This is a genomic window from Nocardia pseudovaccinii, from assembly GCF_050942345.1.
GTDB lineage: Bacteria > Actinomycetota > Actinomycetes > Mycobacteriales > Mycobacteriaceae > Nocardia > Nocardia pseudovaccinii.
On the sequence record NZ_CP192074.1, the window covers coordinates 2,233,461 to 2,257,742 of the forward strand.

The following is a 24,282-nucleotide window of genomic DNA, read 5'->3' on the forward strand; positions in this document are numbered from 1 at the left end:
GCCCGACCTGTGTGCGGGGGCTGGCACCTCCATTGCCCATTCGGTACCGAGGATTGGTGGAATACGTGCAGGTCAAGCGCTCGCTCGACCACCTCGTCTGGCTGATCGCGGCACTCGTCGCCGGTGTGCTCGTGCTGCTCTCGGTGCTCGCGGCCGGAGATATGCCCTACCGGTCGGCGGGTATCGCCTATCCCGGATTCGTGGATGTCCTGCTCTATGTCGCGCTGCGGCTGGTCGCCGCGCTGGCGGGCGCGCTCACTTTCGGCGCGTTGATCTACGCGCTGTGCTGCACCGTTGTCACCGCGCGCGGCCGGGTCGATGTGGACGGGTATGCCGGGGTCAGGGTGGCGGAGCAGGCGAGTCTCGGGTGGCTCGTCTCGGCGCTGATCCTGATTCCGGTGAGTGCCGCGAATGCGGGTGGTCTGTCGATGAGTGCCGCGCTGGAGCGGGGTGCGATCGGCGCGCTGATCGATGCGAGCGAGAAGCCGAAGGCCTGGATCGTGGTCGCGGTGCTGGCCGGTGTCGTCGCGCTGGTGACGCGGCTGACGTTGGCGTGGACCGTACTGGTGGTGCCGACCGTGCTGGCGCTGATCGCGGTACTACCGCCCGCAATGGTCGGGAATGCGGGGGAGGGGCCGAATCACGACTTCGGCACCGGCGCGATGATCATCTGCCAACTGGCGGTCTCGGTGCTGCCGGGGCTGGCGTGGTGTGTGGCGGCGCAGGTGCGGCGCAACGGTTTCCAGGTAGCGGCCGTGGTTCGGCGATACGTGCGCATCGGGTCGTTGTGTCTCGGCGTGGCAACGCTCAGCGGGTTGGTGCTCGGAGCCATCCTGTTGCCGTGGTCGGCGCTGTTCAGTACCGGCTACGGTCGGCTCGCCGTGGTGGTCTTCGTGTCGGCCGTCGTCGTCGCGATCATGCTGAGAAGGATTACCGCCGAACATGTTTCGAGCGCCATGATCTCAGGAACCGGCGCGCTGTCCGTGGTGGCGACTGCCGCACTGGTTTCGATGGCCGTCCAACCGGCTCCGGCTTTCGCCGATCGCTCGTTCACCGCGCAGGAGGTGTTCCTCGGTTTCGATCTGCCGGGGCAGGCGGACGTCTGGCGGCTGATGACCACGTGGCGCTTCGATATCGTCCTCGGTACCGCCGCCATCGTCGGGATCGTGCTGTACGCCACCGGAGTGCTGCGGCTGCGGCGACGCGGTGACAACTGGTCGCCATGGCGCACGCTGTCGTGGACGAGCGGCTGTGCGGCCCTGCTGATTTCGACGTCGTCGGGAATCGGCACCTACGGCTACGCCATGTTCAGCATGCACATGATCACGCATATGGCGCTCAATATGTTCGTACCGGTGCTGCTGGTGCTCGGTGCGCCGGTGACCCTGCTGTTGCGCACCGTCCCCGCCGCACCCAAGGACGCGGTTCCCGGTGTGCGCGAATGGGTTCTGTGGATTCTGCATTCCCGCCCGATCGCGATGCTGGCTCACCCCGGCACCGCGATCGCGGCCTTCGTGCTCTCGCTCTACGGCCTGTACTTCACGCCGCTGTTCCAGAACCTGATCCGCTACCACTGGGGGCACGTCTTGATGAACGTGCACTTCCTGATCATCGGCTATCTGTTCTACTGGGCCATCATCGGCATCGACCCGGGTCCGCGCCGACTGCCGCATCTGGGTCGGCTCGGTATGTTGTTCGCCATCATGCCTTTTCACGCCTTCTTCGGCGTCGCGGTGATGTCGATGAACACCGTCATCGGCGAGCGCTTCTACCAACAACTCCAATTGCCCTGGCATATGGACCTGATGGCCGATCAGCGGGTCGGCGGCGGCATCGCGTGGGTCTCCGGTGAGATCCCGATCCTGCTCGTGGTCGGTGCACTGCTGACGCAGTGGGTGGCCCAGGATCGCCGCACCGCGGTGCGCACCGATCGCAAGGACGACGAGTACGGAGACTCCGAACTCGCCGCCTACAACGCCATGTTGGAGAAGTTGGCGCAGTCGCGTCGCTGACTCAGCGCACGAACCGAACTCGCCGCAGCCGCAGGCTGTTCGAGACCACGAAGAACGACGAGAACGCCATGGCCGCACCGGCGATCAGTGGATTCAGCAGGCCGAGTACGGCCACCGGGATGGCGACCACGTTATAACCGAAGGCCCACACCAGATTTCCCTTGATGGTGCGCAGGGTGGCGTGCGCGAGTTCGATGGCATCGGCGACGGCCGCGAGATCGTCGCGGACCAGGATGACATCGGCGGCCGCGATCGCGACATCGGTACCCGCCCCGATGGCCATCCCGAGGTCGGCGGTGGCCAGCGCGGCGCCGTCATTGATGCCATCGCCGACCATCACGATCCGCCGCCCCTGCTCCTGCATACGGGCGATCAGTTCGACCTTGGCCTCCGGAAGCAGTTCGGCGACAACCTCATCGATACCGATCTCATCCGCGACCGACTGTGCGGCGTAGGCATTGTCACCGGTGAACATCATGACGCGCAGACCGAGCGTATGCAGCCGGGCGATGGCATCGGCTGCCGTGTCCTTCACGGTATCGGCGACCGCGATCACCGCGCGGGCCGCACCGTCGATCACCACGAGCACCGCGGTGCGTCCCGCGCGTTCTTCTCGGCGCACAGCACGACTCAGTGTCTGCGGCACATCGATACCGCGATCGTTCAGCAGACGCAGGCGGCCGACCATCACCTCACGACCCGCCACCAGACCGCGCGCACCCAGACCCGGTAGCGCTGTGAAGGATTCGACCTCCGGCAATTCGTCGAGCACGGCCCTGGCGTGCCGGGTGACGGCTGCCGCAACGGCATGTTCGGAGGCTGCCTCGACCGCACCCGCCAGCCGCAGCACCTCGTCCTCGGTCACCGAATCCGTCACTGTCATCCCGACGACACTCATGACGCCTTTGGTCACGGTCCCGGTCTTGTCCAGCACCACCGTGTCCACATCGCGAGTGGCCTCGAGCGCCTGATGCCCCTTGATGAAAATGCCCAGTTGAGCGCCGCGCCCGGAGGCCACCATCAGCGCGGTCGGAATCGCCAGCCCCAGCGCGCACGGACACGCGACCACGAGCACCGCAAGGGCGGCCGAGGCGGCCAGGTCCACACCGGAGCCGAGCAGCCACCAGGTTGCGAAAGTGCTTGCCGCCACGGCGAAGACGAACGGTACGAAGACCGAGGAGACCCGGTCGGCCACGCGCTGCATGCGCGCCTTCCCGGTCTGCGCCTGCTCGACCAATCGGATCATGCCGGAGAGCTTTGTATCCGCGCCCACTGCGGCCGCCTCGACGACCAGCCGACCGGTGAGGGCGGTAGTGCCGCCGATCACCGCCATCCCCTCGGTCACCTCGACCGGAATGGATTCGCCGGTCATTGCACTGGCATCCACGCTCGACTCGCCGGAAACCACGAGGCCGTCGGTGGCGATGGTCTCACCGGGGCGGACCACGAACCGCTGTCCCTCGACGAGTTCGCCGATGGGGACCCGCATTTCGCGATTGTCGCGGGTCAGCACCGTGACCTCACGGGCGCCGAGCGCGGCGAGCGCCCGCAGCGCACTGCCCGCCGAACGCTTGGCCTTCGCCTCGAAATACCGTCCGGCGAGTACGAATGTGGTGACGCCCGCGGCGGCTTCGAGGTAGATCGAATCGCCGGACCAGAACGCGTCCCACACACCCTCCGGGACGTCGGTCCGGTCCGCGTGCAGGAACATGGTGTCCAGCGACCACAGCGTCGCGGTCGTCACGCCGACCGATACCAGCGTGTCCATGCTCGCGGTGAAATTCCTCGCGCCCGCCAGTGCCTTTCGATGAAATGGCGCGGCCGCCCAGACCACAACGGGCAGCGCCAGCACGGTCAGGATGATCTGCCAGCCGGTGATCCTGGTGGCCGGGACCATCGCGAACATCACCGACAGATCGGCGAGGGGAAAGAACAGCAGCAGCGCGACGACCAAGCGGCGGAACAGATCCCGGACCGCCGCCTCCTCGGGGGCGGAGGATACGCGTGCGGTGCTATCGGTTCTCGGTTCCGCGCCATAACCCGCCGCGACTACCTCGGCGCAGAGCTGATCGGCCGAAATGTGCTCGGCCGCATCGACGGTGGCGACGCCTGTCGCGTAGTTCACCGAAGCGAGTACGCCGTCGACCTTGTTGAGCTTGCGTTCCACCCGGTTCGCGCAGGCGGCACAGGTCATTCCGGATACCGCGAGCGAAAAGCGAGTGGTCGCAGCCTCGGGACGGGTGGCGAGATCAAGCCCACCCATCGCCCGCCCGCCACCCCTCATCGAATCGCTGCGCAATGCTGTGTTCATTCGATTCCGTTCGGTCTCAGGCGGCGGGATCTTGGGTCGAGCGAAGATGGCCGGTGCGTCGGCCGAATCGCGAGCCGGGCGGCAGGACGAGTTCGGTGGGCGCGGGATTGCTGGTCCGGGCCGGCGGTGAGGTTTCCGGTCGGCGGGTGCGATGCACCACCACGACCAGCACCAGCGCGGCGACCAGAATGCCGTGCGAGAGCACCCGGGAGATCGGCACGACGCCGGAATACAGATCACCGATGACAAAGGCGGTGAGCGCTGTCACCAGCACGCCGAGCACCGGGAGCACACCGGAGGTGGCGTACGGCCGCAGCGCGCAGTAGATGAATCCGATGCCGATCGCCAGGCTCCATGCCGTCGACTCGTTCATCAGGTGCCGAGTCATTTCGGCGCCGTGGTGATGGGTCATACCGAAGTCGAATCCGGCGAACTGACCGATTGCGAGCGCGCACTGCACGATTCCGAGCAGGCCGAGCAGCAGCCTGGTCCAGCCGCCCCCGGAAAGTGATGTCCACCACCCCGATCTGCGCGGGCGTTGCAGGTCCGCGGCGGCGAATATGGCGTCGGTGAGGTCGGGTGCGTACGCCGAACCGCCGCGCAGCAGGCGCGAGGTTTCCACGGCGGCCGCGTACCAGGAACAGCACTGCGCGCACTGTTCCAGGTGTTCGTCGACGCGTACCGCGGGCACGGTTTCGCGTTCGCCATCGATCCGGGCCGACAGCGCGGTCCGGCATACCTTGCACTCCACATCCAGATTGTCGTCTGCCGGAACCACAAAGTTCCCAGGGTTGCGCACGGGTTATTCTCGAGCCCATGCCGACGCCCGCCGAGGATGACGAGACGACTCAGCTGGCACTAGCGGCGGCGCGTGGGGATCGACGTGCCCTGGAAGCTTTTATCCGGGCCACCCAGAAGGATGTCTGGCGGTTGCTGGCCCATCTCACCGAGCTGTCGCGTGCCGATGATCTGACACAGGAGACCTATCTGCGCGCGCTGGGCAGCATCAAGCGCTTCGAGGGTCGCTCCAGCGCTCGAACCTGGTTGCTGTCCATCGCGCGTCGCGTTGTCGTCGATCAGGTGCGGATGGCCGTGGCCCGGCCGCGTATCGCGCAGGGTGTCGATTGGGTGGCGGCGGCCGACCGTCAGGTGGGTCGGCATGATGGGCTCGCCGACATTGTCGAGCTCAAACTGTTGCTCGAGGACTTGTCCGCGGAGCGGCGCGAGGCATTGGTGCTGACGCAGGTGCTCGGGTTGTCGTACGCCGAGGCGGCGGCGGTGTGCGGGTGTCCGGTGGGGACGGTGCGGTCCCGAGTAGCACGCGCCCGCGAGGAGCTCGTCGCCGCAACGCGCTTCGGCGGTAAGCGCCGCGCGAACGGCTGACGGCCTCCGCTGGGTGCGAATCCTCAGCGGGGAATGGCTGTTTCGCGGGCGGCCGAAGGCTGTGCGGTGTGATGCAATCGGTCGTCGGTAGGCGGCCGCGTGAACGGCTGACTTCCGGATTCCGCTGACCACGAATCTCCACCGGGGAGCGGCTGTTCAGCGTGCGACCAAAGGCTCTGTGGTGTAACGCAATCGGGTCGCCGGTAAAGTGGGACGGCTGACTCCGGGCTTCCGGTCAGTACGAATCCACAGGGGGAGTGGCTGTTTGACGGGCGGCCAAAGGCTTTGCGGCGTAATGTAATCGGACAACGCCGTCATCATGCCGCTCGGCAGTGGCATTGACACCGAAGACATTCCGCAGCAGCTCCGGGGTCATGACCTCGAGCACCGCACCGGCCGCGACGACCTTGCCGTGGTCGAGCACGACCAGCTGATCGCAGCAGCGCACGGCCAGATCCAATTCGTGCAGCACGGCCAGCGTCGTGATGTCGGTCGAACGGACCAGGTCGAGCAGTTCGAATCGGGCACGCACGTCGAGATGGTTGGTCAGTTCGTCGAGCACGAGCAGGCGCGGTTGCTGTGCGAGTGCTCTGGCCAGCAGCACTCGCTGACGCTCACCACCCGATAGCGAGCCGATCGGGCGTTCGGCGTAGTCGGTGACATCGGTGCGCGCCATGGCATCCGCGACCGCCGCGTGATCGGCGGCGGTATCCCGGCTGAACAGCGCATGATGCGGATTACGGCCGAGCCGGATCAGTTCCGCGACCGTCAATTCCGGTGCGCCCGAACCATTCTGGAGCACCGCGGCCGTGGTGCGCGCCGCCGCACGCACCGACATCGTGCCGATATCGGTGCCGTCGATCAGCACCATCCCGTGCTCCGGCCGCAGTGAGCGATAAATGGTGCGCAACAGCGTCGTCTTACCGCTCCCATTGGGCCCCACCACCCCGACGAACGACCCCGGCGGTGCATGCAACGTCACCGCATCCAGCACCCGAGCGCCCCCGAATGCGATCGTCACCCCCACCACCGACAACTCGGCGATCCGGGCACCCCGTGTCTCCATTGGGCGGCCACCCGACATATGGACGGAGTGCCCGGTCATGCGAGACCTCCTTCGCGCCGGAGTAACCAGAGGAAGAACGGCGCGCCGAAGGCGGCGGTGAAGATGCCGAGCGGGAGTTCGTCGGGGGCGTCGATGGTTCGTGACAGCAGGTCGACCAGGACCAGGTATGCCGCGCCGAGCAGGGCGGCCAGCGGGAGTACCCGACGGTGGTCCATGCCGAAGGCGAGACGTATCAGATGCGGAATCATCAAGCCTACGAAGCCGATTCCACCCGCCACCGCAATCAGCACGCCGGTCAGCAGCGAGGCCAGAACCAGCAGGATGATCCGGGTGGTGCGGACATCGACGCCGAGCGCGGTCGCCTGTTCTTCGCCGGTGCCGAGCACATTGAGGCGTCGACCGAAGGCCAGCACGACGGTCACGACCACGAGGACCACGAGCGTCACCGGTCCGAGTCGGGACCAGCTGGCGCCGGAGACACTGCCCATGGTCCAGAACATGACCGCGCGCAGCTCGTTCGGGGTGGCCCGCAACTGGAGGTAGTTCGTCGCCGCCAGCAGTAGGTATCCGACGGCGACACCTGCCAGAACCAGACGGGTCGGAGCCAGGCTGCCGCGCCGCTGTCCGAGTGCGAAAACCACTGCGGCGGTGCCGATTGCGCCTATGAACGCGGCGGCCGAAACGCCCATACCGCCGAGCGCCGCACCTGCGGTGACGATCACGGTCACCGCGCCGAGCGAGGCGCCGGAGGACAAACCGAGCACATACGGGTCGGCAAGCGGATTGTTCACCAGCGCTTGCAGAATCACGCCGGAAATCGCCAGGCCGCAGCCGCAGAGTGCGGCGAGGATGACCCGGGGAAGACGATAGTTCCAGACGATCTGGTCAACGGTGAATCCGACATCCGGTGACTTACTCGATAAGTGGGCGAGGATGACTCGGCAGGTATCGGAGACCGAGACCGTGACCGATCCCGCACCGATGGATACCAGCATGACCACGAACAGGATTGCCAGCGATACGGCAATCGCTAGAGGCAGGGGTGTCGTCGCCGGTAACCGCCGTTGTCGAAGCGTATTCGTCATGCGAACTGTTCGGGATGTACGAGTCTGGCGATCTTGTCCACCGCGATGTCATTGCTCGGTCCGAGGTAGATCGAATCCGACAGCACCGTGTAATTGGTGTTCTTGCTCGCGGTCCACTGCGGGAACTGCGCGAGGATCCGCTTGGCCGCGCCATCGATATCGGGATTGCGGTAGTCGACCACGATGAGTCCATCGATCGGGGTGACGGCGAGCTGCTCCTTGCTGATCGACACGAAAGTCGTTCCGTCCGTGCGGTTGAACGGATTCACCGCACCGGCCTGATCGATGATGTCGTTCCAGATGCCGCCCGCCGCAATGGCCGAAAAGTCGCCCCCATCGCCCATACCCATCCCCGGGAAGATGAGTAGCACATTCTTCTTGGGCTGCCCGGCCACCCGCACGGATGTCTCGGCGATCTCGCGCTCGGTGTCATCGATGAGCTTCGCGGCGCGACCGGGTACATCGAAGATCGTGCCGAAATCGCGCAGCATGGCGTAGCTGTCCTCGATGGACGGCATGCCGGTGACCGCGCCGGTCACACCGCAATTAGACCGGGGCACATAGGTATTGGCACCCGCACTCGACAGCTCGGCGCGGGTGGCGAAACCCTGATCGGCGGAGAAGCCGCCGCCTCCGGTGGAGATGACGAGATCGGGATGCTGGGCGAGCATGGCTTCGCGGGGGATGTCCTGCAGGTTGTTCGGGGTGATATCGCCGGTCGGCAGGGCCGCGATGGCATCGGCGCGACCGGACACATCGGAGGAGCCGTAGGACTGGGCATTTGCGACGACACGGTCCGCGACACCGAGCGTGACCAGCGACGAAACCTCGCCGATCGAACCGCCGTTCATCACCACGACCCGCTTCGGTGTCTCGGTGAAGGTGTAGCTCTTACCGCAGTTCTCCACGGTGACGGGATATTTCGTGATGCCCTCGGTCGCGGCGGCAGGCGCGGTGGTCGCGGATTCGGTGACTGTGGTCGAACATCCGGTGACAGCGATAGTGCCAACGGCCATGGCCAGCACCGCTGCGCGTTTCATGGGCCTTCCGGTGCGCCCGCCGGTTTCGGTAGGGCGCATCCGCAGTGCTGTGTACGGCATGGACACTTAGTCGTACGGTGTCACGCTTTGGTTCCCGGAAATTTTTCGCATCCGTTACCGTGCGACGCGCAGGATCCCTGTACAGACCCGGCCGACCCTGCTTGACTTGTGTGACAGGTCCGACCGGACCGCAGGAGCCAGCGCATGTCGACCCATTTCGCTTATCCGGCAGGTAGACCCGCTGACCGTGACAAAACGGAACACGGTGAGCGGGTCGATATTTCGACCGTGCCCGGAGCTCGGATCATCCAATTCACAGTGAGCCATCCGCGTGGCGATGTCACGCTGGTGGTCGTCACGGGCGAGGTCGATCTGTGGACCGCGCCGCGACTACGGGACAAACTATTGCGTGCCTTCGGTTCTCGGGGCTCGATCATGGTCGTCGATCTGTCCCCGGTCACCTTCTTCGCCGCCGCCGGACTGGCGACCCTGATCGAGGCTCAGGCGGCGGCCGCAAAGGCCGACCGCCGAATGGTTTTGATCACCACCGTGCGCTGTGTCGATCGGGCCATCGAGCTCACCGGACTTGCCACGAACTTCCGCCGCGTCGGCTCCTTGGCCGCGGCGCTCGCGGACCCCACACCGGGATGTACCGCCCCGGTGTAGGGTCCGCGTGATTCAGCGGAACCGCGCCTCCACACGGGCACGCGCGTTCGCGATCCGTTCCTGCGCCAGCGCCGCCCGTTCCTCAGCCTTGTCGAGACGGCGCAGGGCCCTGTCGACCCGCGGCTGCGCCTTCTTCGCACGCCGCTCCGCCTTCTTGGCCAACCGCGCGCCGCGCTTCTGCGCCTTTTCCGAGATCTCGGCACCGCGTACGCGTGCGGTCGAGGCGAGTTCCGGCCCGCGTTCCCTGGTGAGTTCGGCGAGCTCGGCGGCGCGGTGCTGGGCGATTTCGGCGATTTCGGCACCGCGGTGCTGGGCGATTTCGGCGATCTCGGTGCCGCGGTGCTGGGCAATTTCGGCGAGGTGCGCGCCGCGTTCCCGTGCGGTCGAGGCGATTCCGGGCCCGCGTTCCTTGGCGAGCTCCGTGAGCTCGATGCCGCGGTGCTGGGCCTTCTCGGCCCACCGCGCGCTACGTTTCTGTGCTTTGCCCGAGATTTCGGCGCCGCGTTCGCGTGCGGTCGAAGTGAGTTCCGGGCCGCGTTCCTTGGCGAGCTCCGCGAGGTGCACACTGCGCTCCCGCGCCGCCGCGGCGATTTCCGGCCCGCGTTCCTTGGCGAGCTCCGCGAATTCCGCCGCCTTCTCGGCCCACTTCGCACCGCGTTCCTTGGCCAGCTCGGCCCATTCCGGACCGTGTTCCCTTACCGTCTCCGCGATATCGGACCCCCGCTCCTGCGCGACATCGCCGAGTTCGCGGGCCCGCACGGCGGCATCGTGAGCGCGGCGGCGCAGTGCGTCACCGGTGGCCGAATCCGTTGCGGTGAACGGCAATGCGGCCGAAACCGCCGCCGTGGCATTGCTCGCGGCCCGTCGGCCACGCCAGCCGAGCGACGGCCTGCCCTCGGTATCCGCGCTGGCGATCATCAGACCGCCGAGCAGACTCACATCCTTGACGAAGGCCTTGCGCTTGGCCGCCTTGCGTTCCGGATCCTTTTCCGCCCAGAAGTCCTGTTCGGTGACCGTCGCGGGAATCACCGTCGCGGCCAGGGTGAGCGAGGCCAGGCGCGGAAACTTACCGAGGGCGAGCAGCACACCGGCCGAGACCTGGGTGAGCGCATTGATCCGTACGAACGTCCCGGGATCCGCTGGCAATTTCGCGGCGATATTGTCGGGCAGCGACTGCTGTCCCTGCTGGACCAGGGCCGATGCCGCTTGGGTGCGCGGCTCGGGGTGGACCAGCGCGTCGACCCCATCGGCGACGAACGCGGTCGCCAGCAGTGGTCGGGCAAATCGGCGTAGCAACATGACGTCCCTTTCCTCGATGGCTGAGGTTCGGGTAACCGCGTTCGGCGCCGTCAAACAACAAGATCAACACCCGGAATCAAGGTTTGACCGGGTGTTCTGTCGCGCCGAACGGCCGTACCTCCGGACTGGACAGAAAGGTGGTGATGATGTTCGTTACGGTCTCTGGATCCTCCACCATAGGCAGGTGGCCGCATTCCGTGAGCTGAATTCGGGTGTGCGGATGCAGTGTGTCGTCGAGTCGGGCGCCGGCCCGGGCCGACAGGATGCGGTTCTGCTCGCCCCAGATGGTGCAGATCGGCGGGAATCCCGGGCCGGGGTTGAAACCATCGAGGTCGGCATAGGTCGGGAAATCCTGCACCAGGCCGTGCAGCGCCTGCAACCGGCCCTTATCGCCCCAGTGCGCCATGAGACGCGGCGAGTGGTGCAGATCGCGCCGCCGCCCCTTCACGCCGAGCTGGTCGGCGACGATCCGGGAGATGACCGCATCCGGCAGCGTCACCCTGCGGGCCACCGGCGCCAGCGGGAGTCTGGCATCGACCCAGGCCAGTCCGGACTGGCGTCCAGCCCGCATGGTGTTCCAGGTCAGGGGGTTGCACAGCACCAGAGCGCGCACGTTTTCCGGATGCGTCATCGTGTAGCGCAGTGCGGTGGCGGCCCCCAGGCAGTTGCCGATCAGCACGACATCGGTGAGTTCCTGTTCGGCCAGGAAGGCCTCGAGCATGCGCACGTAGTCGGCCAGGTGATAGCCGTCCGCGGGTTGGTCGGATTCGCCGTAACCGGGCAGATCCAGCGCGAATACCTCGTGCTCGTGCCGCAATTCGCCGACCTGATCGTCCCAGATGTGGCGCTGGGCGCCCGCATTGTGCAGCAGGATGACCGGTGCGCCGCTGCCGACGCGGTCATAGACGACATCCCGACCGCGATGCGTGAAGATCGCCACGGCGCCTCCTTGCGAGTGGATAGGCGAACACCTGTGTTCGCCAGTAACGCTAAGGTAGCGCGGATCCGGCGGCGAAGCGAATTGCCGGCGGGCAATCGGTACTGCGAGGTCAGGCACCCGCCCGGAGGAAGCGACCCGTGCGACGAGTGCCGAGGGCAGGTTCCGCCACGCCGCCGCCGAAGACGTACTCCCCGTCGACGAGCACCGCGACCACCGTCGCGTCATTGCGGTTGACCATGCGTGACAGGTTGTCGAATACGGCGATCGGTGCTTCGGCGTAGGTCTCGACGGCCTCGTCCAGATGTGCGGGATCGATGACGACCAGATCGGCGCGATCGCCGGGACGCAGGTGGCCCGCGTCGATGCCATACCAGTCGGCGAGTTCACCGGTGATGCGATGCACCGCGCGTTCGAGGGACAGGAACGGCTGGCCAGCGCGCTCGGCGTCGTACACCCTGCGCAGGAACCGCAACCCGAAGTTGTAGAAGGCCATATTTCGCAGGTGCGCGCCCGCATCCGAGAAGCCGAGTTGCACACCGGGATCGGCGGCGAATTTGTCGAGCACCTGCGGTCGATGATTGGAGATGGTTGTGCGCCAACGCACTTTGCCACCGTGCTCGACAACCAGGTCCAGGAACGCGTCCACCGGATGCAGGCCACCACGCTCCTGTCCGACCCGACCGAAGGTCTTGCCGATCACCGAAGCGTCCGGGCACTCCACGATCTCGGCGTCGAAGAAATCGCGATGCCACACCCGCGGCCCGAACTTCTTGTCGTAATCCTTGCGGAATCGGCGTCGATAACCTTCGTCGCGCAGTAGTTCCCGGCGCTGCTCCAACTGGTTGGACAGGTGCAGTGCCGCCGCGCCCGAACCGAATTCCTCGAAGACCGGCAGATCGATACCGTCGGAGTAGACCTCGAACGGCACCGGCAGATGCTGCCAGCGGAAGTCGCCGCCCAGTCGATCGATCAGCCGCGCGATCAACGGAAAGATCTGGGCGACAGCGGGAATCGCCTTGATATCGGCCGCGGACAGCAGGCTGACCTTGAGCGGTTTGCGGAAGATGCCCAGGCTGCTGGCCGCCATCGCGATCAGACTCTGTGGCCGGGCCACATCCGGGCCGCCCTGTAGTGCGCGGCCGCGACGGCGCAGGATCGCATTGAGCACGCGGCGTTCCCTGGCGGTCGCATAGGTCGAGGGCAGGGTGCGTGAGCGGCAGACCTCGCCGTCGAGCTTGTCGAATAGCAACTGTTGGGAGGACATGCCGACAAAGCCCGCGTCCAATGCCTCATCGAGTTTCGCTGCCATGGAGGTCAATTCGGCATCGGTCGGCCGAATCTCCTTGCGGGTGGCACGATCCAGCCCCATCTCGGCAGCCCGGATATCGGAATGTCCGATGAAGGCGGCCAGGTTCGGTCCGAGCGGGAGTGCCTCCAGTGCCTCGACATATTCGTGTGCCGAAGTCCAGGACTTGATCTCGGCCATCGCCTCGATGACGTGCTTACGCGGAATGGCCTCCACCCGGCCGAACAGATCACCGGCGTCCGACGCGTCGACGTGCACTGTCGACAACGAGCACGACCCGAGCAGTACGGTCGTGATGCCGTGCCGGATGGATTCGGCGAGCGCCGGACTTTGCAGCACCTCGACGTCGTAGTGGGTGTGGATATCGATCATGCCGGGAATCACCCATTTCCCGGCGGCATCGATGACGTGCGGGCAGTCGGTCTCGTCGAGCGGTTCGGCTGAAACTGCGGCTATAGAACCTTCCCGGATACCGAGATGGCGGACGGCCGACGGCGAGCCGGTGCCGTCGAACCACCGTCCGCCTTTGATGATCGTGTCGTACATGCCTTCACTCCGCGGCGGAATCGGACAGCGCTTCGGCGATCCCGGCCCGCACGACCTTGCCGGTCGCATTGCGGGTCAGGGGCGTTGTGGTGATCCGCCACTTTGCGGGCACCTTGTAGTATGCGATGCGCTGCTTCGCGAACTCGGCCAGCTCCTGTTCCGTTGTGGCGGAGTCGTCCTCGACGACAACCAGTGCCGCGATCACCTGGCCGAGATCGTCATCGGGCAGTCCGACGACGGCTGATTCGCGCACCGCGGGATGTTCGTCCAGGCACTGCTCGACCTCGGTCGGGTACACATTCTCGCCACCGCGCAGGATGAGATCCGAACGCCTGCCGGACAATCGGAGTCGGCCCTGCTCCAGGACACCGATATCGCCGGTGCGCAACCAGCGCTCGGGCGTGATGGCGGCCGCGGTCGCGGCCTCGTCCGCCCAGTAGCCGAGCATCACATAGGGGCTGCGCACCCAGATCTCACCCTCGACGCCCTCGACGACGGGTTCGCCGAGCGCATCGCGGATCTGCAGGTCGACCCCGATCACCGGGCGGCCGACGGTATCCGGGAAGGCGGCGAGTTCAGCCGGTGCGGCAATGGTCGCCGCGGTACTGCATTCGGTCATGCCGTAGCTGGTCACCAGCGCGGTCTTGGCGACCGGAAGCTGTTCGCGCAGTTGCTGTTGCAGTGCGGCCGAGGACGGTGCCGAATTGAGCGAGAAGGCGGCCAGCGAGGTCAGATCGTACTTCGACAGATCCACTTCGAGCAGGCGACTCGCCATGGTCGGCATCGCGCCCCAGTTGCTGATCCGCTCCCGTTCGATCAGCCGCAGAATCCGCTCGGCATCGAACGCGCCCTGGTAGATGACGGCGGTATCGCCGGTTACCATCCGCGGCAGCACCAGATTGTGCAGGCTGGCGATGTGGAACAGCGGAGAGGTGAGCAGGAAGCGGCGGCCCTTCGGACTGCCGTCGTCGACGCCACCCTGGAAGGCGGCGGCGAGTGCGTCGTTGAATCGGTGATAGTCGATGACCGCCACCAGGTTTCGATGCGAATGCACCGCGCCCTTGGGGCGGCCGCTGGTGCCGCTGGTGTAGAGGATGATCGCGGGATCGTCCTCGTCCACCGGAGTATGCGGTAGTTCCCCTTCGCCGAATTCGGCGATCAGCGCGGGCAGGTCGTGCTCCATGGTGAGCACGGGAACCCGAACGTCCAGCTGCGCCACCTGACCCGCGCGTTTCGCGTCGACGATCAGGACCTTCGGACTGGTGTGCTCGAGGCCGTAGGCGATTTCGCGCGGCATCCACCAGGCGTTGTAGCCGACCGCGATCGCGCCGAGCGTCTGTGCGGCCCAGAACGTCACCACCCATTCAGGGGTGTTGGCCGCGAGGATACCGATCCGGTCGCCCTTTTCGACGCCGTACCGGTCCCGCAGCGCACGAGCCAGCGCGCCGACGGCGGCCGCGTGCTCGGTGTAGGACATTCGCCGGTCCTCGGTGACCAGGTAGTCGCGATCACCCAGGGCGACCGAGGCCGCGAGGACTTCGCGCAGTGCGCGGACCCGGTCCTTGATCACCGGAATCGGCGCGCCGAGTACGTCTTCGACCGTCATCTCGAATGGTCCGCCGGGACCGGTCAGCCGCGCGACGGCCCGCGCGGCCATTGCCTGTGGATCGAAAGGCTTTGTCATAGAACGAACTTCCTCGTGGTTCAGGGCACAAGTACGGCGCGGCCGGTAATGAGCCCGCGCTCCAGCCGGTCGAGGGCCGCGCGGCCGTCCACCAGATCGAAGCGTTCGGTTTCGACGGTCAGCCGACCCGACTGGGCCAGGGCAACGGAGTTGATCAGGTCGGATTTGGTGCCGCCGTAGGACTTTCGGATCGAAGCACCCCACGGCCAGCCCGGACCGCCCGCCGGTCCAGCCGTGATTTCCGGTGCGCCACCGCCGAGCCCGATCATGCGGTACGCGCCATTGGGGGCAACCGATTCCACCGCCAGCCTGGCGGTCGCATCGGTACCGACGAAGTCGAAGACCGCGTCGGCACCGCGGCCATTCGTGCGGTCCAGGATTTCGCGCGCGGTGTCGGCACCGGAGAGCAGACCCTCGGCCGCACCGCAGCGAGCGGCCAGGGCGAGTTTGTCCTCGCTCACGTCGACGGCGATCACGTGCGTCGCGCTGGTCGCGGTGAGTATCTGCACCGCGACATGGCCGAGTCCACCGATGCCGATGACGACCGCGACAGAACCGGGGTACAGCTGCTCTCGTGCACCGTTGATGGCGTGATAGCTGGACAGCGCCGCATCGGCCAGCGGCGCGGCCTGCAGGAAATCCAGCTCCCCGATGGGTACGAAAGAGCTTGCGGGGATGCGGATGTACTCCGCCATACCGCCGTCCGGACCGAGTCCGGGACACGGCGGCATGGCGGTACGTCCGGCGGCGAGGCACACATTCTCATTGCCGCTCACACACTCTCGGCAGACGCCGCACGACCAGCAGAGATAGACGATGCCGCGCTCACCGGCCACCCGACCCTCGACATCGCTGCCGATCGCCTCGATGGTGCCCGCCACCTCGTGCCCGAGCGTCAGCGGATCCTCGCGCATCTTGAACGGAATATGCAGCACATGCAGATCGGAATGGCAGATACCCGCGGCACCGACGCGCAGCAGCAGATCCGTCGGCCCGATCGCGGGCACCGCGACCTTGCGCAGTTCGAGCACACCGGGTTCGGTGAGCTGCAATGCCCGCATCATCCGCGCACCACCGAAAACACCGCGCGCAGATAGGCATTCGCACGATCGGAGCCGATGAGTCCCGGCGCCATCTTGTTCATGGTGTAGGCGAAGGTGACTCGATGATCGAGATCGTTGACCACGATGGCGCCGCCGAATCCGGCCCACCAGCACACCTTCCCGCCGGGCACCTCCGGCGCGGTCTGCGGCTGGGGGAGTCCGTAACCGAGGCCGAAGCGCAGCGGCAGTAGTAGCGCCAGATCCGCACCGTCGGACTGCTGTTCGAAGATCAGATCGATTGTCTTCTCCGATAAAAACCTTCGCCCGCGCAGCTCGCCGCCGCAGGCGACCAGTGACTGCACCGCCGCCACCGAATGCGCATTGCCGTGCCCGTTCACCGCGCCGATCTCGGCCTTCCGCCATGCGGCACTATTGGCCTCCGGAATATCGAGCAGCGGACTGGTGAGCGTCTTGACCAGGATGCTGTCCTGATCGAGCGTGGCCATATCGAATTCCAGCAGCGGCGGCGGGACGAGTGGTGCGATGCGGTGATGATTTTCCGGTGCGGTGCCGATATGGAAATCGGCATCGAGCGGTCCGGCGAGCTCTTCGGCGAAGAACTCGCCGAGGGTGCGGCCCGTAATTCGACGGATCACTTCGCCGACCAGATGCCCGTAGTTCAGTGCGTGATAGCCCGATGCGGTGCCCGGTTCCCACCACGGCGGCTGGTTCGCGAGACGCGCGCTCGCCGCCTCGGCGTCGTAGATATCGGGCAGCTCGATCGGCCGCTCCCAGCCCGAGACTCCGGAGGTGTGGCCGAGTAGATGGCGAATCTCGATATCGCCCTTGCCGTTCGCGGCGAATTCCGGCCAGTAGCGTGCGACCTTCTGCTGCACATCCAGCTCGCCCCGGTCCACCAGCAGCAGCGCCGACAGCGCGGTCATGGTCTTGCTGATGGAGAAGACGTTGACCAGGGTGTCCTCGGTCCACGGCACGGTCCGCTCGAGATCACGGTGCCCACCCCAGATATCGACGACCGGTTCGCCGTCGACGGTCACGCAGATCGATGCCCCGAGCTCCGCACCCGAGGCGATCTGGTCGGCCAATTCTTCTCGCACACCGGCGAATTCATCGGCACAGAATCCTGATGTCGTCATCGCGCCGCCCTCATGCGTTCTCGAGCGCCCTGGCGGGCACCGGCAGCGCATTGCCGGCGGCAGCGGCTCGCTTTGCACCCCTTGCCATTTCCCGATTCATATCGCGCACATAAGGCTCGAACTCGACCTGGATCGTATGCCGGGGCGAGTTGTAATACCGTCCGGTGCGACGCTGTTCGGCCGCCGCGATCGCGGCAGTCATCTCCGCCTCCGACGGCGGCAGGTACTTGCCGGTCAGATAGTCCGCGACCAACTTGCTCTGCTGTTCGGCGAAATTCACCAGCGTCGGCAGCGGTTGGGCCAGACCGAGGTAGAACAGATTGTCCACACCCGGCTTCATCATCTGCTTGAACAGCGGGATGCGATTCTGCTCGTCCGGCACCAGCTTCGGATCCGAGAAGAACGGGAAGCTGATGTGATAGCCGGTGGCGCAGACGATGACGTCCACCTCCTCGGTGCTGCCGTCGGCGAAGCGCACCTGCGTGCCCTCCAGGGCGGTAATGGCCGGTTTGAAGGCGATATCGCCACAGCCCGCGCGATGCAGGAACTCCTCGCTCGCCGACGGATGTGCCTCGAACGGTTTGTGATCGGGTTTCGGCAGTCCGTAGAACTCCATATCGCCGCGGAACTTGCGCACGAAACGCTGCTTGAGCTTCAGGCTCACCTTGCGCGGAATCCACGGCGGCACACTCTGTTTGTCGCCGACCTTGCCGTTCACATACTTCGGCAGCACCCAGACCCCGCGGCGCGCGGACACGGTGAGCTTCTCGGCGACGAAGCGCTGCGACAGTTCCGTGGCGATATCCAGACCGGAATTGCCCATGCCGACCACCACGACCTTCTTACCGCGCATGTCCACCGGATCGAAGGGATCGTTGTAGGCGTGACTGTGCAGCAGCACGCCGTCGAATTCGCCAGGATAGTCCGGAACGCGCGGATCCCAGTGGTGGCCGTTGCAGACGATCAGCACGTCGTAGGCCCGGGTCCGGCCATCGCTCGCAGTGACCAGCCAGCTGCCGTCGTCCTGCCGCTCGGCCGCGGTGACCTTGGTATCGAACAGGATCTTGTCGCGGAAGCCGAAATGGTCCACGTAGTCCTTGAAGTACTGGAACAGCTGCGAATGGTGCGGGAAGTCCGGCCATTCCTCGGGCGCCGGATAATCCTCGAAGGCGAGCCGGAACTTGCTGGTGTCGATATGCAGCGACTGGTAGCAGGCCGACATCCCATTGGGATTCTTGAAATACCAATTGCCGCCGACCTCATCGCTCGCCTCGAAGACCTCGAAGGGAATATCGAAGTCCTGCAGGCGTTTTGCGGCGGTGATTCCGGAGGGGCCCGCGCCGATGACGCATACCCGGGGCAGATTGCTGTGAGTCAATTCCGTAGTCCTCGTCCGAAGGATTGCCGTCACGTGGGCGGCACCGGATCCGGTGCGGCGAACCATCCCGCGCCGCCTGCGGCACGTGGAGTGACGTAGGCAACAAATTAGCACTGACTAGACTTGCTGTCTAGTGAATGACATGATGTCTACCATGCCGACCAAGTCGAACCCGCCCGGACTGAGCCTGCGCGACGAACAGAAGCTGCAGACCCGCGCCAGACTGATGGACGGCGCCAAGGCGTTGTTCACCGAACGGGGTTATGCGGCGGTCCGGGTCGACGACATCGCCGCCGCCGTCGGTTGCAGCCGCGCCACCTTCTACCTGCACTTCAGCAGCAAGCTGGAGATTCTGCGCGCCATCGCCGAACAGAGCACCGCGCCGACCGCACTGCACTTCTACGAGGATCTGGACCGGGTACTCGACACCGGCTCTCGCGCGGAATTCGTGGACTGGGTGACCCGAGCCATCGCCTGGTTCCACGAATACAAGGACCTGCTGCCCGCCTGGGACGAGGCCACCGCACTGGAGCCGGAATTCCGCGAAATCGCCCGCCGCGGCATTCTGGCCCTGCCCAATGCCATGACCTCCTACCTCGCCCGCTGGCCCGAAGACCGTCGCGACGAGGCGCGCCTACGCGTGGAACTCCTTGTCGCCCAACTGGAACGCTTCTTCACCCGCTGGGCCATGCAAGGCACCATCGATGTCTCCGCCGCGCAAGCCGCCGAAGTCCTCACCGACATCTGGTTTCCGGCCCTGCAAGCCCCCGCCTAGCGGCGGCCGCGGAAGGTGCGGCGAAGGTCCTGGGTCCAGAGGTCCGGGATTTCCCAGGGAATGAAGTGGCCGCCCTGGTCGTAAGCGGTCAGGTTGACGAGGTTGTACCAAGGGCCGCGGTCGCTGGTGCGGAAGTGCTCGACGCGGTCGGCGGTGATGACGCCGGGTGGATTCTCGTAGCCGACGAAGGTAATCCCGGTGGGGGCCTCGACGACGGGGTCGCGATCGTGGGATGGGGTCCAGGGGTACCGGTTGTTATTGGCGTAGGTGCGGATCGAGGTACCGATGGAATTGGTGACCCAGTAGATCATCGCGTGGGTGAGCAGTTCGTCCTTGCTGAAGACGGTTTCGATATCGCCGCCGTTGTCGCTCCATGCCATCCAGCGCTGGAGTATCCAGGCGAGCATGCCCGCGGGTGAATCGGAGAGGCCGAAGGCCAGGGTGCTCGGTTCGAGGACGTGCGCGGCGAGGTGGACGCCGAAACGGTGCTCCAGCTCGATGATTCGGTCGTAGACATCCGTGGGCAGGCCGTCCGGAATGGGACGCCCGCCGGTTAGGTCCCAGCCTCGGTCACCGTTGAACAGAGTCAGCTTCTGGCCCGAACCGATGTGGATGGCATACAACTCGTCGGCATACTTGTGGCCGAGCTGACCGGTGACCAACGCGCCGACATCGCACCCCGCGGCGGCGTATTTCGGGTAGCCCAGGGTTTCGGTCATGAGGGTGTGCCAGAGGTCGGCGACCTTCCAGAAGTTCATGTCCGGATGCTTCGAGAGCGGACTGGAGAAGCCGAAACCGGGGAAAGACGGCACGATCACATCGAAGGCGTCGGCGGGATCGCCACCGTACGCCCCGGGATCGGCGAGCGGATCGATGACCCTGGCCCAGTGCCAGAACGTCCACGGCCAGCCGTGGGTGAGGATCAGCGGTATCGGATTCGGGCCGACACCGGGTTTGCGCAGGAAATGCACCGGCACGCCATCGACGTCGACGAGGTAGTTGTCATAGGCGTTGATCGCGGCTTCGGCCTCGCGCCAGTCGTATTCGCGCTGCCAGTACTCGACGAGTTCTTGCAGGTAGCCGCGGTCTACGCCGTAGTAGCGGTCGTCATTGCCCACATCGTCGGGCCAGCGCGTCAGCGCGAGCCGCTGTCGCAGATCGGTGAGCACCGCATCGGGTACGTGAATCGGTGACGGCTGGAGCGGGAACGGGTCGGCGTGGCTCAAAGATCTCTCCTGCAACCGCTTCGCGAATCTCGGATGCCTCGACCGTAGCACCGGCGAAATCGCGAGCCCGAGTCATGCCTCAGGAGGGGAATCCTCCTCGCCGACAGGCGTGTCCGCCTTGGTCGGCACCGCGACCGGCCGCAACAACACCCAGACCAGGAAGGCCAGCGCCACCGCTCCCATCCCGAGGCCGGCCCAGAGATTCACATTCACTCCGCCGGTCTTGGCTTCCTCGGCTCCGGTGTCGTGTACCAGTCCGGTCACAACCAAAACGACCGCATAACTGCCCAGCAGCGCGCCGACAATGGTGCGGATATCGAAAAGCATCGACCGGCCTCCTTATCCGACAATGATATTCAGGGCGATGACCAGTACCAGCGCAATCCCCGCGAGCAGCACCGGCCGCTGATACCAGGGCAGGCTCGCCTCGTCCGGATCGTGTCGCAGTTCCTTCGGCGTCTCGGAATACACCAGCCCGACCAGTTCGGCATCCGGCTTCGACTGCGTCACCTGGGTAACCGCCACGCTGACCACGATATCCACGACGAACGCCACCCCGGCCGCGACGAAACTCGAACCCTGACCGGACAATTCGAAGACATCGGTTTTGTGCAGGATGAAAACCACTATCGCCGAGGCAGTTCCGAAGACCAGCCCCATCCAACCCGCCGTCGGCGTCATCCGCTTCCAGAACATACCGAGAATGAACGTCGCGAACAGCGGCGCGTTGAAGAAGCTGAACAGCGTCTGCAGATAGTCCATCATATTGCTGAAATTGCCTGCGATGAACGCGGTTCCGATCGCCGCCACGGTCGCGCCGACCGTGGCCAGCCGACCGACGTTCAGGTAGTACCCGTCCGGCCGATCCCGCCGCACATACTGCTGCCACAGGTCATAGCTGAACACCGTATTGAAGGCGGAGATATTGGCCGCCATACCCGCCATGAATGCCGCAAGCAATCCGGCGAGTCCGACGCCGAGCAGTCCGTTCGGCAGCACGTCCTTCATCAGATACAGCAGCGCCTGGTTGTAGGTGGCATCACCGGAGTAGTTCGAACCCGTCGTCTCCGCCGCCTTGTACTCGCTCATCTGCGGTACCAGCACCGCGCTGATCATGCCGGGAATCACCACGATCAACGGAATGAACATCTTCGGATACGCGCCGATGATCGGGGTACGCCGCGCGGCCGAAATGGAATGCGTCGCGAGTGCGCGCTGCACCTCGACGAAGTTGGTGGTCCAGTAGCCGAACGAGAGCACGAATCCGAGGCCGAAGACGATGCCGACCACCGAAAGGAAGTTATCGGAAAATCCGCTGAGCGCATTGCCCGGCCAGGATTCCAACTGCGCGCCACCGCCGGGTGAAGCGGTCACCTTGTCCCGCAGCCCATCCCAGCCACCCGCCTTGTGCAGACCGACCAGCGTCAGCGGCAGCAGCGCGGCGACGATCACGAAGAACTGCAACACCTCGTTGTAGATCGCCGCGGACAATCCGCCGAGGGTGATGTAGGAGAGCACGATCACCGCGGCGACGATCACCGACACCCACAGCGGCCAGCCGAGCAGCACATTCAGAATCGAACCCAGCAGATACAGATTCACCCCGGCAATGAGCACCTGCGCGATCGCGAAACTCAACGCGTTCACCAGATGTGCGCCGGTACCGAAGCGCCGCCGCATGAATTCCGGCACACTGCGCACCTTGGAGCCGTAGTAGAACGGCATCATCACCACGCCGAGGAAAAGCATGGCCGGGACCGCGCCGATCCAGAAGTAGTGGAAGGTGGGGAAGCCGTATTCGGCGCCATTGGCCGACATACCCATGATTTCGACCGCGCCCAGATTGGCGGAGATGAAGGCGAGACCGGTCACCCAGGCGGGCAGCGATCGTCCGGAGAGGAAGAAGTCGATACTCGACGAGACCCGCTGCCTGGCCAGCAGACCGATCCCGATTACGAAGATGAAATACAGCGCTACCAGCGCATAGTCGACGGGCTGCGCGTCCAGGCGCAGTGTCGTCTCGGCGTGTACCGAGACGGCATCCAGCGCCGATGTGAAAACGGTCGAATCGGCAAGCGGCACAGCGTCGTCCCTCCAGGCGATGAAACCGGACGTCTCGCGTTCTACTGTGCGTGATTGTGCCGCACGCGCGCGGCACAATCACGCACAAAAGTTGAGCGGTTGCTCAAACGATGCGGTGTGCACCCGCTCCCGCGACGACCACGAACGTGCGCGGTACCTCGAAACCCGATCGCGCGAACCGATCTCGCACCGCGTCGGCGACCGACGCGGTGTCGTCCCGATCGACCAGCGCGATCACGCTGCCGCCGAACCCGCCGCCGACCATGCGCGCGCCGTGCGCCCCGGTGTCGAGCGCGGCGGATACCGCGGCGTCCAGTGCCGGTGTCGAAACCTCGAAGTCATCGCGCAGCGACTCGTGCGCCGCGGTCAGGATCGGCCCGATCTCGCGCGGATCCGCACCGCCTCGCAACTTTTCGGCAATCGTGAGCACTCGCGCATTCTCGGTCACCACGTGTCGTGCCCGTCGCCGCAGTACCGCATCGCCGATGCGGTCCACGGCGGCCGGCGATTCGATATCACGCAGCGCGGGTACGTCGAGTGCCGCGGCGGCCGCCTCGCATTGGGCGCGCCGCCGCGCGTAACCACCATCGATCAGCGCGTGCGGCTGTCCGGTATCGATCACCAACAGCTCCAGCCCGAATCGATCGAGATCGAACGGAATCTGTTCGTGCGCGACACCGTCGTGCGCGACCAGACGCCGCACATCCAGGAACAACGCATGCCCCGCCGTGCACAGAATCGATGCGGATTGATCGAGCAGTCCGGTCGGCACCCCGGCGTAGTCGTTCTCGGCGGCGCGGGCCAGGTCGATCAACTCCCGATCGGTGACGGTGGGCGCGAACAGATCTCGCAGCGCGACCGCAACCGCGCACGACAGCGCCGCCGAGGACGACAATCCGGCGCCGATCGGCACCGCACCGTCCAACTCCAGGTCGATGCCGTCGCGCGCATAACCGCGCCGGGCGAATTCGGACACAACGCCCAGCGGATACCGCGACCATCCGGGCACCCGATCCCGTTCGGCGGCAAGCTCGCTCACCGCGACCAGCACCGTCTCACCCGGCCGCTGTCGCGAGACCACCCGGACACGGCCGTCGGTTCGCGCTTCCGCCCGACACTCGACTACCAGCGGCAATGCGATCGGCAGCACGAAACCGTCGTTGTAATCGGTGTGTTCACCGATGATGTTGACCCGCCCCGGCGCCACCCACTTCGGCACGAATTCCTCGCTTCGTCGCATTGCCAGTGCCCACGCATGTCATCCCAGCGACCCTGGGCACCAC

Annotated in this window: 20 protein-coding genes; 4 read left to right on the forward strand and 16 right to left on the reverse strand. The window is 65.6% G+C overall.

Annotated features, from left to right (window positions below; all coding sequences use genetic code 11):
* The first annotated feature begins 56 nt into the window (after positions 1 to 56).
* On the forward strand, positions 57 to 2,012 hold the full coding sequence (locus tag ACQPZ2_RS10095; RefSeq protein WP_433525296.1) for a cytochrome c oxidase assembly protein: 1,956 nt from the start codon (positions 57 to 59) through the stop codon (positions 2,010 to 2,012).
* A 1-nt stretch (position 2,013) separates the two neighbouring features.
* On the opposite strand, the gene ACQPZ2_RS10100 is transcribed toward ACQPZ2_RS10095, so the two are convergent.
* Together ACQPZ2_RS10100 and ACQPZ2_RS10105 are read right to left on the reverse strand one after the other, a co-directional pair.
* A complete protein-coding gene (locus tag ACQPZ2_RS10100) occupies positions 2,014 to 4,275 on the reverse strand; it encodes a heavy metal translocating P-type ATPase (RefSeq protein WP_433527383.1) in 2,262 nt (753 codons plus the stop codon).
* A gap of 64 nt (positions 4,276 to 4,339) precedes the next feature.
* On the reverse strand, positions 4,340 to 5,074 hold the full coding sequence (locus ACQPZ2_RS10105) for a zf-HC2 domain-containing protein (RefSeq protein WP_433525297.1): 735 nt from the start codon (positions 5,072 to 5,074) through the stop codon (positions 4,340 to 4,342).
* 65 nt (positions 5,075 to 5,139) lie between these two features.
* Between ACQPZ2_RS10105 and sigC the strand changes: the two genes are divergently transcribed.
* Positions 5,140 to 5,706 carry an RNA polymerase sigma factor SigC gene (gene sigC / locus ACQPZ2_RS10110; RefSeq protein WP_433525298.1) on the forward strand — a complete coding sequence of 189 codons (567 nt, stop codon included), beginning with the start codon at positions 5,140 to 5,142 and terminating at the stop codon, positions 5,704 to 5,706.
* A 235-nt stretch (positions 5,707 to 5,941) separates the two neighbouring features.
* Here the strand turns inward: sigC and ACQPZ2_RS10115 are convergent, their stop codons facing one another.
* The 3 genes from ACQPZ2_RS10115 to ACQPZ2_RS10125 are packed head-to-tail and all read right to left on the reverse strand — an operon-like array spanning position 5,942 to position 8,897.
* Positions 5,942 to 6,811 carry an ABC transporter ATP-binding protein gene (locus ACQPZ2_RS10115; RefSeq protein WP_433525299.1) on the reverse strand — a complete coding sequence of 290 codons (870 nt, stop codon included), beginning with the start codon at positions 6,809 to 6,811 and terminating at the stop codon, positions 5,942 to 5,944.
* Complete coding sequence (locus ACQPZ2_RS10120; protein WP_433525300.1) at positions 6,808 to 7,857, reverse strand: FecCD family ABC transporter permease; 1,050 nt, start codon at positions 7,855 to 7,857, stop codon at positions 6,808 to 6,810. The genes ACQPZ2_RS10115 and ACQPZ2_RS10120 overlap by 4 nt, the downstream gene beginning before the upstream one ends.
* Entirely contained in the window at positions 7,854 to 8,897 is a 1,044-nt protein-coding gene (locus tag ACQPZ2_RS10125) for an ABC transporter substrate-binding protein (protein ID WP_433525301.1), read from the reverse strand. The genes ACQPZ2_RS10120 and ACQPZ2_RS10125 overlap by 4 nt, the downstream gene beginning before the upstream one ends.
* A gap of 204 nt (positions 8,898 to 9,101) precedes the next feature.
* On the opposite strand from ACQPZ2_RS10125, the gene ACQPZ2_RS10130 reads away from it, so the two are divergent.
* Entirely contained in the window at positions 9,102 to 9,563 is a 462-nt protein-coding gene (locus ACQPZ2_RS10130; protein ID WP_433525302.1) for an STAS domain-containing protein, read from the forward strand.
* Between the two features lie 12 nt (positions 9,564 to 9,575).
* On the opposite strand, the gene ACQPZ2_RS10135 is transcribed toward ACQPZ2_RS10130, so the two are convergent.
* The 7 genes from ACQPZ2_RS10135 to ACQPZ2_RS10165 all read right to left on the reverse strand — a co-directional run bounded on the left by ACQPZ2_RS10135 (position 9,576) and on the right by ACQPZ2_RS10165 (position 18,916).
* A complete protein-coding gene (locus ACQPZ2_RS10135; RefSeq protein ID WP_433525303.1) occupies positions 9,576 to 10,862 on the reverse strand; it encodes a DoxX family membrane protein in 1,287 nt (428 codons plus the stop codon).
* Positions 10,863 to 10,938: 76 nt separating this feature from the next.
* A complete protein-coding gene (locus ACQPZ2_RS10140) occupies positions 10,939 to 11,802 on the reverse strand; it encodes an alpha/beta fold hydrolase (protein ID WP_433525304.1) in 864 nt (287 codons plus the stop codon).
* A gap of 109 nt (positions 11,803 to 11,911) precedes the next feature.
* Positions 11,912 to 13,654, reverse strand: a complete 1,743-nt coding sequence (locus ACQPZ2_RS10145; RefSeq protein ID WP_433525305.1) for an N-acyl-D-amino-acid deacylase family protein — start codon at positions 13,652 to 13,654, stop codon at positions 11,912 to 11,914.
* A 4-nt stretch (positions 13,655 to 13,658) separates the two neighbouring features.
* The gene (locus ACQPZ2_RS10150; protein ID WP_433525306.1) at positions 13,659 to 15,338 is read right to left on the reverse strand and encodes a class I adenylate-forming enzyme family protein; all 1,680 of its coding nucleotides are present in this window, start codon (positions 15,336 to 15,338) and stop codon (positions 13,659 to 13,661) included.
* A 20-nt stretch (positions 15,339 to 15,358) separates the two neighbouring features.
* Positions 15,359 to 16,399 (reverse strand): NAD(P)-dependent alcohol dehydrogenase, encoded by a 1,041-nt coding sequence (locus tag ACQPZ2_RS10155; RefSeq protein WP_433527384.1) that lies wholly within the window; start codon positions 16,397 to 16,399, stop codon positions 15,359 to 15,361.
* The gene (locus ACQPZ2_RS10160) at positions 16,399 to 17,538 is read right to left on the reverse strand and encodes a serine hydrolase domain-containing protein (RefSeq protein WP_433525307.1); all 1,140 of its coding nucleotides are present in this window, start codon (positions 17,536 to 17,538) and stop codon (positions 16,399 to 16,401) included. The genes ACQPZ2_RS10155 and ACQPZ2_RS10160 overlap by 1 nt, the downstream gene beginning before the upstream one ends.
* 10 nt (positions 17,539 to 17,548) lie before the next feature.
* Positions 17,549 to 18,916 carry a flavin-containing monooxygenase gene (locus ACQPZ2_RS10165; RefSeq protein WP_433525308.1) on the reverse strand — a complete coding sequence of 456 codons (1,368 nt, stop codon included), beginning with the start codon at positions 18,914 to 18,916 and terminating at the stop codon, positions 17,549 to 17,551.
* 154 nt (positions 18,917 to 19,070) lie between these two features.
* Between ACQPZ2_RS10165 and ACQPZ2_RS10170 the strand changes: the two genes are divergently transcribed.
* A complete protein-coding gene (locus tag ACQPZ2_RS10170) occupies positions 19,071 to 19,691 on the forward strand; it encodes a TetR/AcrR family transcriptional regulator (RefSeq protein WP_433525309.1) in 621 nt (206 codons plus the stop codon).
* On the opposite strand, the gene ACQPZ2_RS10175 is transcribed toward ACQPZ2_RS10170, so the two are convergent.
* The 4 genes from ACQPZ2_RS10175 to galK all read right to left on the reverse strand — a co-directional run bounded on the left by ACQPZ2_RS10175 (position 19,688) and on the right by galK (position 24,239).
* Positions 19,688 to 20,917, reverse strand: a complete 1,230-nt coding sequence (locus ACQPZ2_RS10175) for an epoxide hydrolase family protein (protein ID WP_433525310.1) — start codon at positions 20,915 to 20,917, stop codon at positions 19,688 to 19,690. The genes ACQPZ2_RS10170 and ACQPZ2_RS10175 overlap by 4 nt on opposite strands.
* Positions 20,918 to 20,989: 72 nt before the next feature.
* Entirely contained in the window at positions 20,990 to 21,244 is a 255-nt protein-coding gene (locus ACQPZ2_RS10180; RefSeq protein WP_433525311.1) for a hypothetical protein, read from the reverse strand.
* 12 nt (positions 21,245 to 21,256) lie between these two features.
* A complete protein-coding gene (locus ACQPZ2_RS10185; protein ID WP_433527385.1) occupies positions 21,257 to 22,963 on the reverse strand; it encodes a sodium:solute symporter family protein in 1,707 nt (568 codons plus the stop codon).
* A gap of 139 nt (positions 22,964 to 23,102) precedes the next feature.
* A complete protein-coding gene (gene galK, locus ACQPZ2_RS10190; RefSeq protein ID WP_433525312.1) occupies positions 23,103 to 24,239 on the reverse strand; it encodes a galactokinase in 1,137 nt (378 codons plus the stop codon).
* Positions 24,240 to 24,282: the final 43 nt, after the last annotated feature.

What these genes read in the sequence shown, in the direction of transcription:
- ACQPZ2_RS10100 (WP_433527383.1), bottom strand. Translation starts at nt 4,275, where the DNA reads ATGGGTGGGCTTGATCTCGCCACCCGTCCCGAGGCTGCGACCACTCGC.
- sigC (WP_433525298.1), top strand. Translation starts at nt 5,140, where the DNA reads ATGCCGACGCCCGCCGAGGATGACGAGACGACTCAGCTGGCACTAGCG.
- ACQPZ2_RS10115 (WP_433525299.1), bottom strand. Translation starts at nt 6,811, where the DNA reads ATGACCGGGCACTCCGTCCATATGTCGGGTGGCCGCCCAATGGAGACA.
- ACQPZ2_RS10120 (WP_433525300.1), bottom strand. Translation starts at nt 7,857, where the DNA reads ATGACGAATACGCTTCGACAACGGCGGTTACCGGCGACGACACCCCTG.
- ACQPZ2_RS10125 (WP_433525301.1), bottom strand. Translation starts at nt 8,897, where the DNA reads ATGAAACGCGCAGCGGTGCTGGCCATGGCCGTTGGCACTATCGCTGTC.
- ACQPZ2_RS10130 (WP_433525302.1), top strand. Translation starts at nt 9,102, where the DNA reads ATGTCGACCCATTTCGCTTATCCGGCAGGTAGACCCGCTGACCGTGAC.
- ACQPZ2_RS10135 (WP_433525303.1), bottom strand. Translation starts at nt 10,862, where the DNA reads ATGTTGCTACGCCGATTTGCCCGACCACTGCTGGCGACCGCGTTCGTC.
- ACQPZ2_RS10145 (WP_433525305.1), bottom strand. Translation starts at nt 13,654, where the DNA reads ATGTACGACACGATCATCAAAGGCGGACGGTGGTTCGACGGCACCGGC.
- ACQPZ2_RS10150 (WP_433525306.1), bottom strand. Translation starts at nt 15,338, where the DNA reads ATGACAAAGCCTTTCGATCCACAGGCAATGGCCGCGCGGGCCGTCGCG.
- ACQPZ2_RS10155 (WP_433527384.1), bottom strand. Translation starts at nt 16,399, where the DNA reads ATGCGGGCATTGCAGCTCACCGAACCCGGTGTGCTCGAACTGCGCAAG.
- ACQPZ2_RS10160 (WP_433525307.1), bottom strand. Translation starts at nt 17,538, where the DNA reads ATGACGACATCAGGATTCTGTGCCGATGAATTCGCCGGTGTGCGAGAA.
- ACQPZ2_RS10170 (WP_433525309.1), top strand. Translation starts at nt 19,071, where the DNA reads ATGCCGACCAAGTCGAACCCGCCCGGACTGAGCCTGCGCGACGAACAG.
- ACQPZ2_RS10180 (WP_433525311.1), bottom strand. Translation starts at nt 21,244, where the DNA reads ATGCTTTTCGATATCCGCACCATTGTCGGCGCGCTGCTGGGCAGTTAT.
- galK (WP_433525312.1), bottom strand. Translation starts at nt 24,239, where the DNA reads ATGCGACGAAGCGAGGAATTCGTGCCGAAGTGGGTGGCGCCGGGGCGG.